General features: G+C 62.2%; 9 protein-coding genes and 1 pseudogene. 6 read left to right on the top strand and 4 right to left on the bottom strand.

The features are described from left to right. Positions 1-16 precede the first annotated feature (16 nt). Both hrpB and AC0QTX_RS07350 read right to left on the bottom strand, forming a co-directional pair. Entirely contained in the window at positions 17-2,482 is a 2,466-nt protein-coding gene (gene hrpB / locus AC0QTX_RS07345) for an ATP-dependent helicase HrpB (RefSeq protein WP_474603173.1), read from the bottom strand. Positions 2,483-2,674: 192 nt separating this feature from the next. Continuing rightward, complete coding sequence (locus tag AC0QTX_RS07350; protein WP_474603174.1) at positions 2,675-3,286, bottom strand: HAD family hydrolase; 612 nt, start codon at positions 3,284-3,286, stop codon at positions 2,675-2,677. Positions 3,287-3,479: 193 nt separating this feature from the next. On the opposite strand from AC0QTX_RS07350, the gene AC0QTX_RS07355 reads away from it, so the two are divergent. Further along, the gene (locus tag AC0QTX_RS07355) at positions 3,480-4,223 is read left to right on the top strand and encodes a TSUP family transporter (RefSeq protein WP_474603175.1); all 744 of its coding nucleotides are present in this window, start codon (positions 3,480-3,482) and stop codon (positions 4,221-4,223) included. 1 nt (position 4,224) lies between these two features. Here the strand turns inward: AC0QTX_RS07355 and AC0QTX_RS07360 are convergent, their stop codons facing one another. Next, the gene (locus AC0QTX_RS07360) at positions 4,225-6,516 is read right to left on the bottom strand and encodes an NADP-dependent malic enzyme (RefSeq protein WP_474603176.1); all 2,292 of its coding nucleotides are present in this window, start codon (positions 6,514-6,516) and stop codon (positions 4,225-4,227) included. Positions 6,517-6,665: 149 nt separating this feature from the next. On the opposite strand from AC0QTX_RS07360, the gene mutS reads away from it, so the two are divergent. Then, the gene (gene mutS, locus AC0QTX_RS07365) at positions 6,666-9,380 is read left to right on the top strand and encodes a DNA mismatch repair protein MutS (RefSeq protein WP_474603177.1); all 2,715 of its coding nucleotides are present in this window, start codon (positions 6,666-6,668) and stop codon (positions 9,378-9,380) included. A 13-nt stretch (positions 9,381-9,393) separates the two neighbouring features. Here the strand turns inward: mutS and AC0QTX_RS07370 are convergent, their stop codons facing one another. Continuing rightward, positions 9,394-9,846, bottom strand: a complete 453-nt coding sequence (locus tag AC0QTX_RS07370) for a response regulator (RefSeq protein WP_474603178.1) — start codon at positions 9,844-9,846, stop codon at positions 9,394-9,396. A gap of 369 nt (positions 9,847-10,215) precedes the next feature. Here AC0QTX_RS07370 and AC0QTX_RS07375 point away from each other — a divergent pair. From AC0QTX_RS07375 to AC0QTX_RS07390, 4 genes and pseudogenes are all read left to right on the top strand, one after another. Further along, a pseudogene (locus tag AC0QTX_RS07375) lies at positions 10,216-10,446 on the top strand (magnesium chelatase domain-containing protein); the annotation flags it as partial. A 245-nt stretch (positions 10,447-10,691) separates the two neighbouring features. Then, a complete protein-coding gene (locus tag AC0QTX_RS07380; RefSeq protein WP_474603179.1) occupies positions 10,692-12,824 on the top strand; it encodes a hypothetical protein in 2,133 nt (710 codons plus the stop codon). An 886-nt stretch (positions 12,825-13,710) separates the two neighbouring features. Then, a complete protein-coding gene (locus AC0QTX_RS07385; RefSeq protein ID WP_474603180.1) occupies positions 13,711-15,225 on the top strand; it encodes a site-specific integrase in 1,515 nt (504 codons plus the stop codon). A gap of 4 nt (positions 15,226-15,229) precedes the next feature. Continuing rightward, entirely contained in the window at positions 15,230-15,730 is a 501-nt protein-coding gene (locus AC0QTX_RS07390; protein ID WP_474603181.1) for a hypothetical protein, read from the top strand. Positions 15,731-16,560: the final 830 nt, after the last annotated feature.

Genomic DNA, 16,560 nt, shown 5'->3' on the forward strand with positions numbered 1-16,560 from the left:
CGAGGGACCCTGATCCTCAAGTTCCCCGCGGCTTCGCGCGCCGCGTCGGCGGCGCGGTGAGCGGGTCCTCCGGCCAGGGATGCTTCGGGTACTGCCCGCGCATGTCGGCCCGCACCGCCGCCCAGGAGCCGCGCCAGAAGCCCGGCAGGTCGCGGGTGATCTGGATCGGACGCTGCGCCGGCGAGAGCAGATGCAGGATGAGCGGCACGCGCCCGGCCGCGATGGTCGGGTGCTTGGCGAGGCCGAACAGCTCCTGCACCCGCACGGCGAGAACGGGCCCCTCCTCCGCGCCGTAATCGATGGGGATCTGCGACCCGGTCGGCACCTCGATATGAGTGGGCGCTTCCGCATCGAGGCGGCGCTGCAGATTCCAGGGCAGAAGGCCGCGCAGGGCCTCGCTCAGCAGATCGGGGCCGATCTCGCCGAGGCTGCTCTTGCCGACAAGATGCGGCGCCAGCCACTCATCCGCCGTGCGGGTCAGCGCCTCGTCGGAGAGGTCCGGCCATTCCTCGCCCTCGGCCTGGCGCAGGAACATCACGCGGTCGCGCCACTGGGCCAGCGCCTTGGACCAGGGCAGCGCATCGAGCCCCAGCGACACGAGACCCTGGGCCAGCGCCCGAGCCGCTTCCTCCGTTGCCGGGACCTTCAGAGGCCGCTCGTTCAGCAAGAGAGCGCCCAGACGCCGGACGCCCCGCGCTCGCAGGGCCCGAGCCTGGCGGTCGAAGGTGACCTCGTCGCGCTGCTCGATGGCGCCGCCGAACTGCTCCTCGATTTCTTCCGGCGTGATGGCGGCTGCCGCCAGAATTCGTGCCGAGGCCGCACCGCCGGCGATTTCGGCAACCGCGAGAAAATGCTCCTTCGCCAGCCGCTCATGCGCTTCGAGCGAGGCGCCACGCCCATTGGCCATGAGATACTCGCCCGGCTTGCCGCGGGCCTTGGCGATTCGGTCGGGGTAGGCGAGCGTCAGCAGCGCCCCGGTGGAGCGCGGCTCCCCTGTCGATGCGCCGTTGCTGCCTCTGGCCCAGCCCTCCGCCATGCGCCGCATGTCCTCCGCTCGCTTGGAGCGGTCGCGGCGGAAGCGCTCGACGCGGTCAGTGAGATCCACCGCATCGCTGCCCAGACCGCGCTCGACGAGAACGGCGGCCACATCCGCGGCATCGCGCGCCTGACCGCTCTCACCGGCAAGCAGCACCATGCGGCCGAGCCGCGGCGGCAGCGGCAGGTCGCGCAGGCGCCGTCCCACCCCCGTGATCCGTCCTTCATCATCGAGGGCGCCGAGCTGCCGGAGCAGCGCCTTGGCCTCCTTCAGGGCCGGCGCGGGCGGCGGGTCGAGAAAGGCAAGCGTCGTCGGGTCAGCGACGCCCCAGGCGGCGCAATCGAGCAGCAGGGGGCTGAGATCGGCAGAGAGAATTTCAGGCCGGCCGAAGGGCTCCAGCGCTCCTGTCGCCGCCTCCTCCCACAGGCGATAGCACACACCGGGCTCCGTGCGGCCCGCGCGGCCCCTCCGCTGGTCGGCGGCCGCACGGGAGACGCGCACCGTCTCCAGGCGCGTGAGGCCTATATTCGGCTCGTAGACCGGCACCCGGGCGAGCCCTGAATCAATGACCACGCGCACGCCTTCGATGGTGAGCGACGTCTCGGCAATGGAGGTGGCGAGCACCACCTTGCGCCGCCCGGGCTTTGCCGGGCTCACCGCCAGATCCTGCTCGCCCCGGTCCAGCGCGCCATAGAGCGGCGCGATGTCGATTGCGGGATCGGCGATGCGCTCGCGTAAAATGGTCTCGACCCGGCGGATCTCCCCCTGGCCCGGCAGGAAGACCAGGATGGAGCCGCTCTCGGCGCGAAGCGCGCGGGTCACCGCATCCGCCACCTGCTCCTCGATGCGGCGGTTGGGATCGCGCCCGAGATAGCGGGTCTCGACCGGATGGGCACGGCCCTCGGATTCGACCACCGGCGCCTCGCTCAAGAGCTTCGCTACCCGCGCCCCGTCGAGCGTCGCGGACATGACCAGGAGGCGAAGGTCCTCCCGCAGGCCGCCTTGGGCATCAAGGGCGAGCGCGAGGCCGAGATCCGCATCGAGGGAGCGCTCGTGGAACTCGTCGAACAGCACGGCCGCCACGCCGTCGAGCGCCGGATCGTCGAGGATCATGCGGGCGAAGACGCCCTCGGTCACCACCTCGATGCGCGTCCTGCGGCTCACCTTGGAGCCGAGTCGCACGCGAAGACCTACGGTCTCGCCCACCGTCTCGCCCAGCGTCTGCGCCATGCGGGCCGCAGCCGCCCGGGCCGCGAGGCGGCGGGGCTCCAGCACGATGATCTTGCCCCCGTTCACCCAGGGCTCGTCCAGCAGCACCAGCGGCACGCGCGTGGTCTTGCCCGCGCCGGGCGGCGCGACGAGCACCCCATTCGGCCGCGTGCGCAGGCTGGCCGTCAGATCGTCGAGGACGGCATCGATGGGTAGGGAGGTGTCGAAAGCGCGCATGCCGCCTGATGGCTCAAGCAGAGCGGGAGGGCAAGTGCGTTCGACTGTTCGCATTGTCATTCCGGGGCCGCACAGCGGAGCCCGCAATCCATAAACATTGTCGATGCAGGTTGAAGCGGGGTGGACGCCGCTGTGGTCCCCTCGTGAATGTCAGGGTTATGGATCCCCGCCTTCGGGGATCACACCCGGGACTCATACCGGGAATCCATACCCCCTCAGCTCCGCCGCCAGATCGATCCCTTCAACGCAGTGGATCGCATGCATGCCGACATCGCGCGCCGCCTCCACATTGGGCTCGGAATCGTCGATGAAGACGCAATCCTTCGCTTTGAGCCCGTACCGGTCGAGCAGGAGGCGATAGATGGCCGGATCGGGTTTCAGCAGGCGCTCGTCGCCCGAGACGATGATGCCGTCGAAGCTCGCCAGGAACGGAAAGCGCTCCTGAGCCAGGGCGAATTTGGGTCCGGAGAAGTTCGTGATGCAGTAGTTCGGCACGCCCGCCTCCCGCAGGCGCTGCAGCAGGACCACATGGTCCTCGAACACCCCGGAGACGGTCTCATTCCAGCGTTCGTGGAAGGCGCGGATATGCGGCTCATGCTTGGGATGATCCTTGACCAGCAGGGCCACCGCCTCGTCCCAGTCGCGCCCCCGGTCCTGCTCCACGTTCCAGTCATGGGTGCAGACATTCGACAGGAACCATTCCATCTCCGCCTCGTCATCGAAGATAGTGCGGTAGAGATTGCGAGGATCCCAGCGCAGCAGGACGTTGCCGATATCGAACACGATGGTGGTGGGATGCCCCATGGTCAGGTTGCTTTCCTTCAGATTTCTACGAGGATGTTTAGCCTTGCAGGGACGGCCGCGCCACTCTCAAGATCGGCGGAGTGCCTAAGAAACCTGAGTGGCTGGAGAGCTTTCGGCCTCAACCACGGCTGAAGCTCTGCGGGATCAGGAATGCAGTGATCGCGGATCTTCCCGATTTACCATTGAGGGCTTGATGTTCGAAGATGTCTCGTTCCTGCAATATGGGCTCGTCGCCCTCTGCGCCTTGCTCGCAGGAACGATCGGCGGCATTGCCGGCTACGGCACGGGCCTTCTCATGCCGCTTGTTCTCGTCCCGATCGTCGGGGCCGAACCTGTCGTCCCGATCATCGGCCTGTCGGCCCTGTTCACCAATGCCAGCCGCGTCTTGGCCTTCCGAAAGGATCTCGACCTACGACGCGCGCTCCTGATCGGCAGCACGGCCCTGCCGACCTGCATGCTCGGGGCGTACGGCTATACGTTTCTGACCGGCCGCGGAGCCGCCATCACCATCGGCACCTTCCTGATCCTGATGGTTCCGACCCGGCTTTACCTGAAGCGGCGGCAGATGCGGTTGGCGGGCGGCAAACTTGCAGCAGCCGGAGCCGGCTACGGCTTTCTCGTGGGCGGCACGGCGGGCTCAGGCGTGGTCCTGCTGTCGATCCTGATGGCATCAGGCCTGAACGGGCGCGCCGTGATCGCCACGGATGCCGTGATCTCGCTGGCCCTGGGCATCGTGAAGTCCGGCGTCTTTCAGGCTTTCGGCGCCCTGCCGCTGTCATCGTGGATCATGGCCCTGATCATCGGCGTGTCGGCGACGCCGGGGGCCTTCATCGCCAAGCGGCTCACGAAGGCGCTGCCCATCCATGTTCACAATGCCATTCTGGACGCCGCCATCGTTTGCGGCGGCGTCATTCTTGTCGTGCAAGGCTTGCGCTGACTCAGCCGCCGATGTTGTAGGCCGCGAGCGCCGCCATGTTGACGATGTCGTTGTCGGTGGCGCCCAGCGAGACGATCTGCACCGGCTTGTCGAGACCCACAACGAGCGGGCCCAGCACCATCGCGCCGCCGAGCTCCTGCAGCATCTTGGTGGAGATGGCCGCCGAATGGAAAGCCGGCATGATGAGCACGTTCGCCGTATCGGTCAGGCGGCTGAAGGGGTACTGCGCCATCACATCCCGGTTGAGGGCCACATCGGCCGACATCTCGCCGTCGTATTCGAAGTCCACGCGCATGCGATCGAGGATCTGCACGGCCTCCTGGATCTTCTCGGCACGTTCCGCCTTGGGGTGGCCGAAGGTCGAGAAGGACAGGAGCGCCACGCGCGGCTCGTAGCCGAGGCGGCGGGCGACGCCGGCGGATTCGATCGCGATCTCGGCGAGCTCCTGCGCATTCGGCATCTCGTGAATGGCCGTGTCCGCCACCAGAACGGTGCGGCCCCGCGCAAGGCACAGGGAGACGCCGATGACCCGGTGTCCGGGCTTGGCGTCCACCACGTGCCGCACGTCGGCCAGCGCCGTGGAGTAGTTGCGCGTCGCGCCCGTCACCATGGCATCCGCGTCGCCCAAGGCGACCATCGAGGCTCCGAAGTGGTTGCGGTCCTGGTTGATCATGCGCTGGCAGTCGCGGAACAGATAGCCCTTGCGCTGCAGGCGCTCGTAGAGGAACTGCGCATAGGTTGCGTTGCGGTTCGACAGGCGCGCGTTGTGGATCTCGATGCCGTCGCGGCCCTCGAGATCGATGCCGGCCTGCACCGCCGTCTCGTGGATGCGGTCCTCACGCCCGACCAGGATGGCCTTGCCGAGTCCCTGGTTGACGAAGGACAGGGCGGCGCGGATCACCTGCTCCTCCTCGCCCTCGGCGAAGACCACGCGCTTGGGGAACTTGCGCACCCGCTCGAAGATGCGGTTGAGGGTGCCGGCCACCGGATCGCGCCGGGCGGACAGCTGCGCCTTGTAGGAGCGCATGTCGACGATGGGGCGACGGGCAACCTCCGTGTCCATGGCGGCTTTCGCCACGGCCATGGGGATCGTGTGGATCAGGCGCGGATCGAACGGCACGGGGATGATGTAGTCGCGCCCGAAGCGCGGGCGCGCACCCTGATAGGCGGCCGCCACCTCGTCGGGCACGTCCTCGCGGGCAAGCTCCGCCAGCGCATGGGCGGCTGCGATCTTCATCTCCATGTTGATCGTGGTCGCCTGCACGTCGAGGGCGCCGCGGAAGATGTAGGGGAAGCCTAAGACGTTGTTGACCTGGTTCGGGTAATCGGAGCGGCCTGTCGCGATGATCACGTCGTCCCGGATGCGGGCCACTTCCTCCGGCGTGATCTCCGGATCGGGATTGGCCATGGCGAAGATGATTGGGTTTTCCGCCATGGAGCGGATCATGTCGTCGGTGAACGCGCCCTTGGCCGACAGGCCGAACACCGCATCGGCTCCGTTGAGCGCATCCGCCAAGGTACGGGCATCGGTTTCGGCCGCATGGGCCGATTTCCACTGGTTCATGCCCTCGGTGCGGCCCTTGTAGATCACGCCCTTGGTGTCGCAGAGGATGACGTTGTTGGGCGCAAAGCCCATGGCCTTCAGGAGTTCCGTGCAGGCGATGCCGGCGGCACCGGCGCCATTCACCACGAGCCTGGTCTCCGCCATGTCGCGGCCGGTGAGATGCAGGGCGTTGATGAGGCCCGCCGCCGCGATGATCGCCGTGCCGTGCTGGTCGTCATGGAAGACGGGAATGTCCATGAGCTCCCGCAGGCGCTCCTCGATGATGAAGCATTCCGGCGCCTTGATGTCCTCGAGGTTGATGCCGCCGAAGGAGGGGCCGAGATAGCGCACGCAGTTGATGAAGTTGTCCGCATCCTCCGTGTCGACCTCGAGGTCGATGGAATCCACATCCGCGAAGCGCTTGAAGAGCACCGACTTGCCCTCCATCACCGGCTTCGAGGCGAGCGCCCCGAGATTGCCGAGGCCGAGGATCGCGGTGCCGTTCGAGATCACCGCCACCATGTTGGAGCGGGTGGTGTAGTCGAAGGCGAGCGACGGGTTCTCGGCAATCGCCAGCACCGGCACCGCGACGCCCGGCGAGTAGGCCAGCGACAGGTCGCGCTGGGTCGCCATGGGCTTGGTCGGGACCACCTCGAGCTTGCCGGGGCGGCCTTGGGCATGGAATTGCAGCGCCTCCTGGTCCGTGAAGGTGGGGCGTTTGCGGCGGGTCGGGCGCTGATCGTCGGTCATGGGGATCCGATTCTTGTGATGCAGGGCGTTTCCAAAGGGGGATGCGACCTTAAGACATAGGATGCGCCTTGCTCAAGACTTGTCCACATGCGCCCTTCGGACCCCATGACATGGATGAAAGGGGCCGCGGGCTTTGCTAAACAGGACGGATGTCGTCCCAAGCCGCCTATCAATCCTCCGAGATCGCCTCATCGAATGCCGCGCCCGTGCAGGACGGCCGCGTCACGCCCATGATGGCGCAGTATATCGAGATCAAGGCCGCCAACCCGGACAGCCTGCTGTTCTACCGGATGGGGGATTTCTACGAGCTGTTCTTCGAGGATGCGGAGATCGCCAGCCAGGCGCTCGGCATCGTGCTGACCAAGCGCGGCAAGCACCAGGGGCAGGACATCCCCATGTGCGGCGTGCCCGTGGAGCGGGCCGACGACTACCTTCAGCGCCTGATCGGCCTGGGCCACCGGGTCGCGGTCTGCGAGCAGACCGAGGATCCGGCGGAGGCGAAGAAGCGGGGGGCGAAATCCGTCGTGCGCCGCGACGTGGTCCGCCTCGTCACCCCCGGCACGATCACCGAGGAGCGCCTGCTGGAGCCCGGCCGGGCCAATTACCTGCTCGCCATCGCCCGCCGCCGGGCCTCCGATACGCAATGGTGCTACGGCCTTGCCGCCCTCGACATATCCACAGGCCATTTCGTCCTGAGCGAAACGGACGGTACCGGCCTCTCGGCCGAGATCGCCCGCTTCGAGCCCCGCGAGATCCTGGTGCCGGACGTCATTCATGACGATCCGGACCTGAGGAGCTTCTGGCAGGAGACCCGCGCCTCGATCACGCCCCTGTCCCGCGAGGGCCTCGATCCGGCCTCGGCCGAGCGCCGGCTGAAAAGCTATTTCGGGGTCGCGACCCTCGATGCCTTCGGGGCCTTCAGCCCCGCCGAGATCACGGCTGCGGGCAGCGCCCTGTTCTATGTCGAGAAGACGCAGATCGACAGCCGCCCGGTTCTCAACCCGCCTTCCCGCGACACGGCCGGCGCGGCGCTCGCCATAGATGCGGCGACCCGCGCCAACCTGGAGCTGACCCGAACCCTGTCGGGCGAGCGGGCCGGAAGCCTGCTTGCCACCATCGACTGCACGGTGACGCCCGGCGGCGCGCGACTGCTCGCCGAGCGGCTGGCCGGCCCCCTCACCCATCCGGACCGGATCCGCGACCGGCAGGATTCGCTCACGGCGCTCTTCGAGAGCGGCGACCTGCGCGACCGGCTGCGGCGCATCCTCAAGCGCTCGCCGGATCTCGCCCGCGCCCTGTCGCGGCTCAGCCTCGGACGCGGGGGGCCGCGGGATCTGGCTTGCGTGCGCGACGGCCTGTTCGCGGCCCGCGAACTCGGCCTTGAACTCGCCATCGCGCCCAACCTGCCGAGGGAATTGTCCGACGCGGCCCAGACGCTTCAAAGCCTGCGCACGGAGGCAGCCGACCGGCTTGCAACCGCCCTCGCCGACGACCTGCCCCTGTTGAAGCGCGACGGCGGCTTCATCCGCGCCGGCTTCGATCCGAATCTCGACGAGTTGCGCGAGCTCCAGCAGGATTCCCGCCGCTTCATCGCGGCCCTCCAGGCGCGCTACGCTACCGAGACCGGGTGCCGGACCCTTCGCGTCAAGCACAACCACATGATCGGGTATTTCGTGGAGGTGCCGCAGAATGTGGGCGAGGACCTGCTGAAGGAGCCCTGGAAGGACACCTTCGTCCACCGCCAGACCATGGCGGGCGCCATGCGCTTTTCGACCATGGAGCTCGGCGAGCTCGAATCGAAGATCGCCTCGGCGGCCGACCGGGCGCTGAAGATCGAACTCGCCCTGTTCGACGAGATGGTGCAGGCGCTGCTCGACCTCACGCCCGATATCGCCGCGGCGGCCGAAGCCATTGCCGTCATCGACGTGACGGCAGCGCTTGCCGATCTCGCCATGCGCCTCGATTGGACGCGCCCCGTGGTCGACACCCGCCTCGCCTTCACGATCAAGGGCGGCCGCCATCCGGTGGTCGAGGCCGCGCTCAAGCGCGAGGGCGTTCCGTTCATCGCCAACGATTCGGATCTCTCCGGCAAGGACGCGGGACACATCCTGCTGATCACCGGCCCGAACATGGGCGGCAAGTCCACCTATCTGCGCCAGAACGCGCTGATCGTCGTGCTGGCCCAGATGGGCTCGTATGTGCCGGCCAGGCAAGCCCATATCGGCATCGTCGACCGCCTCTTCTCCCGGGTGGGTGCGGCCGACGACCTCGCGCGGGGCCGCTCGACCTTCATGGTCGAGATGGTGGAGACCGCCGCCATCCTCAATCAGGCCACCGCCCGCTCCCTGGTCATCCTCGACGAGATCGGCCGCGGCACCGCAACCTTCGACGGGTTGTCCATCGCCTGGGCGGCCATCGAGCACCTGCACGAGACCAACCGCTGCCGGGCGCTGTTCGCCACCCATTTTCATGAACTGACCGCTCTCGCCGAGCGCATGGCACGCATCTCGAACGCGACCTTGAAGGTCACGGAATGGAATGGCGAAGTGGTGTTCCTGCACGAGGTGGTGCCCGGCGCCGCCGACCGCTCCTACGGCCTGCAGGTGGCGCGGCTGGCAGGCCTGCCAGCGGCTGTCGTCGAGCGGGCCAAGACGATCCTGAGCGAACTGGAGAGATCCGACAGGGAAGCGCCGAAGCGCGCGCTGCTCGACGACCTGCCGCTCTTCGCCGTGCCGGTCCGCAACGAGCCTGCTCCGGCACCGAAACGTGATGCCCTGCGCGAGGCTCTCGAGAGCCTGGATCCCGACCAGATGACCCCGCGTGAGGCGCTCGAGGCGCTCTACCGGCTCAAATCGCAGGGTTAACCGCAGGGGCCTGTCAGGACAGCCGGGAGCTACGCTGGCGGGCCGCCGGGCCGAAAGGGACGAAGGTGACCGTTCGCGCCTCCTGAGCCTCGCGCGGTTGACCGGCCATCACATAGGCCAGCGCCTCCCGTACGCCGCGCTCCGTATAAGGCTTGGCGATGACGCCCCAGGCGCCTGCGAAGTCTTCCGGAATGCGCTTTGCATTGGCGGTCATGAACAGGACCGTGACCTCGTGCTCGCTGCTGAGATGGCGTGCCACATCGATGCCGGTTGGCCCGTCGGAAAGATGAATGTCGACGAAGGCGAGATCGGGCTTGAGATCGCGGCCGAGGGAAAGGGCGTCCTTGAACGAGGCTGCGATGCCCACGACGTCATGCCCCAGATCCTGGAGCAGGCTTTCGAGTTCAAGCGCGATCAGGATTTCATCCTCCACGATGAGGATGCGCAAAGGCTTCTCGCTACTCAAACTACATCTCCTCCGCGCCAGCGGATATTCCAGTTCTCAGCGTGTGTACCTGGCTCTTTGTCAAGCCAAGTCAATCGCCCCTTCAACTGGTGAATCAGCATCGTCATTTCCGAGAAATGTATTCCTTCATGGGCGGGGAGTGCCCGCTGGCTTCAGCGAAACGGAAACGACCCATGCCATGAACCTTGGTCCCCAACAGGCGCTTCGGAATCTTCGTCACCTATGGATTCCCCAGTGCAGTCGGACTCAACGCTCTTCCAGGTACGGGGTTCCACTGGAAATCCCGGATTTGTCGCAAAAGAAACATGCAACACTATCGCATCCCCTTCGAGCGCGTTAACATTGGATCATTACGGGAGATCTTGCCGGATGGTCACGCGCGTTTCCACTGTTGCATTCGAGGGAATCGAAGCGCGGACCGTCGATGTCCAGGTACAGATTTCGCCGGGAGCCATCGCCTTCATGATCGTCGGCTTGCCGGACAAGGCGGTGGCGGAATCCCGCGAGCGGGTCCGCTCAGCCCTGATCGCCTCCGGCCTCGCCCTGCCGGCCAAGCGCATTACGGTCAATCTCGCCCCGGCCGACCTGCCGAAAGAGGGCGTGTTTTTGACGGGCGAAGATCCTATCACTTGCTTCAAAGCACTGATTTAGCTAATAAATTGATATGTCGCGAGTAGCGTAGGCTACGAGCAACGATAGTACCTACCCCTGCGACCCTATGCTGCATTTGATTGCACCCCGTAGAAGCGTCTATATGATTATTTTCCTATCATAGGTAATTAGACTTATCAGTATATTAAGGAATATTGTCGAGAACCTTGGTCTTCTTCAATTAGGAGACCAAGGTGAAGAAAGCGGCAGCACCCAAAGTACCGGCACATGTCCTGCTTAGTGAGCCATGCACCGATCCAAGAGCGCGTGCAACGGTGCGAGGTCAATCAGTTCGGCTGAATGGTAAGATCCACGACTTTAGTGCTCTGATCCCGCTCTATGGAGCATCCTTCACAGAAAAGCTTCTTGATGCTTTCGCCCGGAAGTATGTCCACGACACAGCCTCCACAACTGAGAAACGATGCGGCAACTTACGCAGGTTCCTGATCTTCCTCGCAGGATTTGCCTCGGAACCCTCCAACCAAGGCACCCCTGCCGCGCAATCCTATAGCGCCTTGGTCGAAAACCGGCCAAACAGCATTACATCTGTTCAGTGGTCCGATACGGTTGACGTGTTCGTAAGTCGACTCAGGAACCTGAATGACTTCTCCGTCGTCAAGCGCGGCAATGCCTTATCCCGACAGAGCATCATAGAAAGTCTGTCTGTTCCACTTCAGCATTTGGCTCAGGAGGGGCTTTGGCCCGCAATCGCCCCCCTGCGCGGAATTCCCGAGTCTCGGATTTTACGGGGTGCGAACATTCCTGCTCTTGGAGAACTCCCGCAATCTCGAGAGTCGATCGACTCCAGACCCAGAGATGACACTACTTATAGAACGGTGACCGAGCGCAATCGAGAGCGCCTAATTCGCCTCAGATCTCTATGTGAGAATGCGCTGCTAGAGGAAGAAGCCGCCTTTGATCGTCGGTTTGAACTTATCGCGTCCCCGGACCAACCTTCGCTCCGCGAAATCCGCGCTGCAATCCCTTTGATCCCCACCAGATTTGCCCAATTGGGTCGAGACCATGTGCTGGACCCGCAGGTTCAAAATTGCTTCCCGCTCGACAATGATGATCGCAGGCTTGGATCCCTTCTCCGATACATCATGTCAGAACATGACGGTGTCTTTCGTCTGCAGAACCTCTGTTATGGATTGCAACCCGTTGTAGCCCGTTGCGGCGGTACTGCCAAAGTGCTGCGACACCTTGAGGGTGGGGGACGTGCGTTGCTGGCAGCCTATACGCTCGTTCTTATCGATACGGGTATGAACCTCCAGCCCTGCGATGATCTCGCCGCAGATCCGTTTATCGGCAAAGCCCGCTACGGCAAAATCCAACTTCGGCTGATCGGCTCAGTGAAGAACAGAGCAGGCTATAAACCTGTTACTGGTTATATTGCTGAAATCGTTGCCGAGCAGCCCGACGAGATCAGTGAAAGAACCTTTGAAGTTCCTACTGTTGTACCGAACTCTCAAATTTCGTCGGCTACGGCTATTGAAATATGGTTGAAGCTCTCAGCCCCGCAGCGGGAGCGCGCTCGCCGCGCGGGCAGTCGCGATGCAAACTACCTCTGGATCATCCGCAACGGCCACCATCCCAAAGAGGCCCGACGATATCGAGAGCAAACCTGGAAAGGCTGGTGGGCGGAATTCCTAAATGAGCACACGGACGATCCCATAATTGGTGGGCTGCCCATTCAGCGGCGTATGATCCGAACAACTGTTCTGCAACTGCGCGACGTCCAACACGGAAGCGATGCCGAGGTTGTTGCTCTCCTTTCAGATCAACGTGGGGGAAGTACTACCGCGCGCCACTACCTAAACCGAGCTTATATCCGGCGGATGCTGGACGAACGCATCCGTGAATTTCAGAACCTATTTGAGGCGAGCGTCGCCGGCGATTATCTGGATCGTGCAGCCCGGCTTGGGCTCACCCTTGATGAGTTTCGCGATCGCCGCACCCGGGCTGTCGAAACGGGCCTCGGCTGGAGTTGTTCAGATCCCTCTGCTGGTGTTCAACCTGGAACCAAAGGCTCGACCTGTACACGATTAGATGCCTGTAGCACATGTCCGTTGCTGCGCTTCGTCCCAACACAACAGTCAATTGAGGCACTCACTCTCTTCCACGAATCTCTCAGCGGCGCGGAGAGGGAGTTTGTTTCAAAGAATCCTGAACGTTGGGTCAGAGTTTGGTTACCTGCACTTGCGCTCTGCATCGCTCTAATAAATCTCATGTCGGCTGGTCCTAAACAGGTTCTTGTGCAGCAAGCTGCTGAGGCCGTGAAGGCTGGCTTGGATCAAGGCTCTCTAGTTCTCTTTCGCCCTTGGTAAATCGATCATGGCTCCGCGCACGACACGCTACATTGCACAAATTTCACCAGGAACCATGCACGACCGAATCATCGGGGACCTCGCATCACCCCCATGGTTACGTGACGGCTGCTTACTTGGCCACCGATGGACTATTGGTACCGAGGATCCGAAGAAGCGGCGCAAGACGAACTTTGTACTGCGCTTCGACAGTGTGGTGGCACCTGGCTTGCGGTTGAGTGATCCTGGCTGCGAGCACGATTGCATTACGGCAAAGCTACTTGTTTACTGGTCCCTTTCGCCGAGCGAAGGATGTCACACGTCAGGATCTTCTGTTCCAAACTTTCACAGGAATCACCTGCAATTTATAAGATGGCGGCTATCCTGTGGTTTAGGGCGGAACGGCAGTCTCACGCCGGAATGGATCGAACAGCTCTTCGAGACCATTCGTGACCAAGGCATTCGAGGGCTGTTACCAATGGAGGATCGTGCAGTTGCATTCGCTAACGCAGTCTGCTCAGAGGAGTTACAGCCTCCAACCTACAATAGAGGCAAGCACACCTATTTCGACTTCGATACGGCCGCGGAACATCTCGGCGTACCGAACGGCCGTCTGGTGACTGACAGAGCCCGGCGTATCCTCATTAACCTCGCGGCGGACCTAGGCTACCCCCTTCGTCCCGACCAAGCCCGATCACCCGGATTTGCGGTAAGACCTACATCGGACAATAAGACCACTGAGGACAATCCCCTATCTATCGATACTGGAGATTCGGGTGAGGACTCGAAACCAAGCTCAGCAACTCGCGTCGACGGCTTTCTGAGACCCCTCGCCTACTTGTGGAAGATAAGAGGTCGCCTTTCCCATGATCCCATCGCCTGCAACCCATTCCCGGGGGGGCGGACCGTGAACAGTGTCGCGCGCGCCATTGCAGGCGATGGCGACAGCCGGACGTTCACGGTCCCGCCACTGCAGGCCTGCACTCTGATTGATCGGGCTCTCTGCTGGGTGCTCGATTATGCGAAGGAGCTGCAACGATATGTTGAGGACATCGAACGCTTGCTCACCACCGAAGAGATCAAAGCACATTCGTATCCCTATCAAGCTGCAGCAACACGCACCAACATAGTCTTCGATAAGCATGAGAGTTGCACGCAACCCGGATCGCCTTGGCCAATCCGCGCGGCATACTATCCAGGCAAGAACGCGATCAAAAATTTTGCGGAGACACGTCCCAGCCTTCGAACTGTTCTATTCGAATATCTCGCTGTCGCCTGCATGATTGTCATTGCGGCATTTTCGGCACGCCGCCGCGAAGAAATCGAGTCGTTGCGCTTTCCGGGAATTCATCACATCAATGGCGAACCTTGGCTAGAAACCTGGATTGAGAAAACAATACGGGACTTGGACCGCATCCCCGTTCCAACGTCTGTCGAGAAAGCAGTTGATGTCTTGTCTTGGCTTTCTTCTCTGTACCGCCAGCGCACTGGAGAATATTGGCTTTTTCAATTCGATGATGTTGCCCAGATCGACCGTAGCAACCTAAAGACCACTCAACTTGATGTATACCGCAGCCTGTCGCGTTTTGCGGCATTTGTGAAACTGCCTCCCCTCCCCGATGGGACACATTGGGATCCCAAGCCCCATCAGTTCAGACGCTTCTTCGGCATTACCTACTATCATCGGTTCCGCTATTCGCATCTGACAGCACTTTCCAACTTCTATCGCCACTTCGACCCCGATCAGACCAGGCGGTATGTAACAGAGGCAGTCCGAGGCGGATTGCTTCGTCAGGCTGAGGAAAATCGCGTGCGCGACCGGAACTCAGAACTTGAGGCAGCTCGCTACCAGGCTCAGCGGCTAGACGACTTCAATGCCGAAGGTGAAGCCTTCAGGGTAGAGCGATTCCGGCAAGTTGCGCTCGGTCAGGAGCGCATATCGGGATGGGGCGGCGAGGTGATCAAACGACAACTCGATGATTTGGTTCAGCAGGCCAAGATCCACCTTGATTTGGGTCCTGAGGATGATCTTCCCGGCCCGAGGCTTGACTCGCTTCTCCTTGATTTTGTGAAAGTCAAACGCCTTGAACCGAACAGCCTCGGGCACAGCTATTGCAAGTGCAGCACTGAGCCGCAAGATCTCCGCTCAGCCGGATGTCTTGCGGCTCGTCAAACTCAATGCAATGAAGCAGCCTTCTTCAGTGCGCCAGACCCCGCCTATGCGGCAGACCACATCTGCTCAGGCTGTCCTCACAATGTGCAGTTTTCGGAGTGTGAACCCTATTGGGCTGAAACAATTGCCCATGAACAACAACAGCTCTCCTGCTCATTAGCACCGTTGCTGCGCGCACTCTCGCAGGAGAGGCTTGCTATGGCGCAGGCACACTACGCCAGATGCTTTGAACCAATTAAAGCATGCTAGTCAAATGGCTTCCGACACAACGCGCCCGGAGCGCGCTCGACCAGCTCGGGCGGCGCTTAAGGCAAAAATTAGCTTAATGGAAGAGTGGGTTGCAGCCGAACACATCCCCTCGGATGTGCCCACTCTCGCAACTATCAAAGATGTGCAAAACTGGTCTGATCCGGGCAGAAATCTCGATCGCTGGACCAGCTTTTCAATTGCAGCCCCAGGAGGGCCAAACGCTGACTTGAGACTTCGGCTGGATAATGCGTTGAAGGCCCTAAAGCAGATGCGTGAAGGGAGCGCTGGGCAGCAGAAAAAGCCCCGCCGTGGACGAGCAATCTCGGAAATTCAAATTAGGCAGGAAAGAGATCGCTTGGCTACGCAAAATGTCGAACTGCTGGCAGAGCGGGATATACTCGGTGCCGAAGTCAAACGCCTTCGTCATCTGCTCAACGAGAAGGATAACCAACATCGCGAGCTCTTGACTAAGTTCGAGAAGATTGTGCCCTTTGGAAGGAGATGATTCAATCATGCCAGAAGCACTTCGCGAGAGTTCTCACTTTCATTACATCACCACATCAAAATCCGTAAACATCTCGGGGGCCCGCCATGTGTTGAGGTACCCTATCGTCATACATCCTGCATACGGGGTATTCGAGCCTGCAGCAGCGTTCATCCGTGAACAGGCCTACTGGCGTTCGCAGCGCAGCGGAAGTCTACAAGATATCGCTGGAGTGATCTGCATCTGGTGCAACTACCTTCAAGACCGTCATATGGCTTGGAATGAGCCCGAGGAACATCACTACCATCGCTGGTTGGCAGAAGCTCTAAGCACCGACAAGGTTGGACGGAACCGGCAGGCGCGGTGGGCCAGTGTCATCATGCGCTGGTGTCACTTTCTAGGCGCGCGAAATCTTGGCGGACCGGTCTTGCGCTCATTCGCTGCCGCGATTTCAGCATCCCCCCTGGATGTTGGGGTCCTGAACCCTAAACCGCGCTTCAAAGCTCCGCGAGGCCCCAAGCTTAAGAAAGGCAAACGCCCAATTCCTCACGAGGACGATGTAGCTCAGGTACTTCGAGCACTAATGAACCACGCCAACGACTTCATAGCCGAGCGGAATTGGCTCCTTGGCCGCACTGTATATGAGACTGGCTTGCGTGCTATGGGGGTTACAGCCTTGAGCTGTGACACCCTCAATGACCTTCTTCGAGGCGATAGCCTCATTCTGCCTACTGACAGGGTGGAATTATTGGGCCAAGATCGTGCCGCGAAAGCTAGAGCGTGCAGCGGTTGCGTGGAATCGGGATAGCTGACTCCATAGGGCTGGTTGTGGTCGGCCGGGAGGCGTCCTA

This window comes from Microvirga sp. jy35 (genome assembly GCF_056148915.1).

What these genes read in the sequence shown, in the direction of transcription:
- mutS (WP_474603177.1), top strand. Translation starts at nt 6,666, where the DNA reads ATGTCGTCCCAAGCCGCCTATCAATCCTCCGAGATCGCCTCATCGAAT.
- AC0QTX_RS07360 (WP_474603176.1), bottom strand. Translation starts at nt 6,516, where the DNA reads ATGACCGACGATCAGCGCCCGACCCGCCGCAAACGCCCCACCTTCACG.
- hrpB (WP_474603173.1), bottom strand. Translation starts at nt 2,482, where the DNA reads ATGCGCGCTTTCGACACCTCCCTACCCATCGATGCCGTCCTCGACGAT.
- AC0QTX_RS07390 (WP_474603181.1), top strand. Translation starts at nt 15,230, where the DNA reads ATGGCTTCCGACACAACGCGCCCGGAGCGCGCTCGACCAGCTCGGGCG.
- AC0QTX_RS07350 (WP_474603174.1), bottom strand. Translation starts at nt 3,286, where the DNA reads ATGGGGCATCCCACCACCATCGTGTTCGATATCGGCAACGTCCTGCTG.
- AC0QTX_RS07355 (WP_474603175.1), top strand. Translation starts at nt 3,480, where the DNA reads ATGTTCGAAGATGTCTCGTTCCTGCAATATGGGCTCGTCGCCCTCTGC.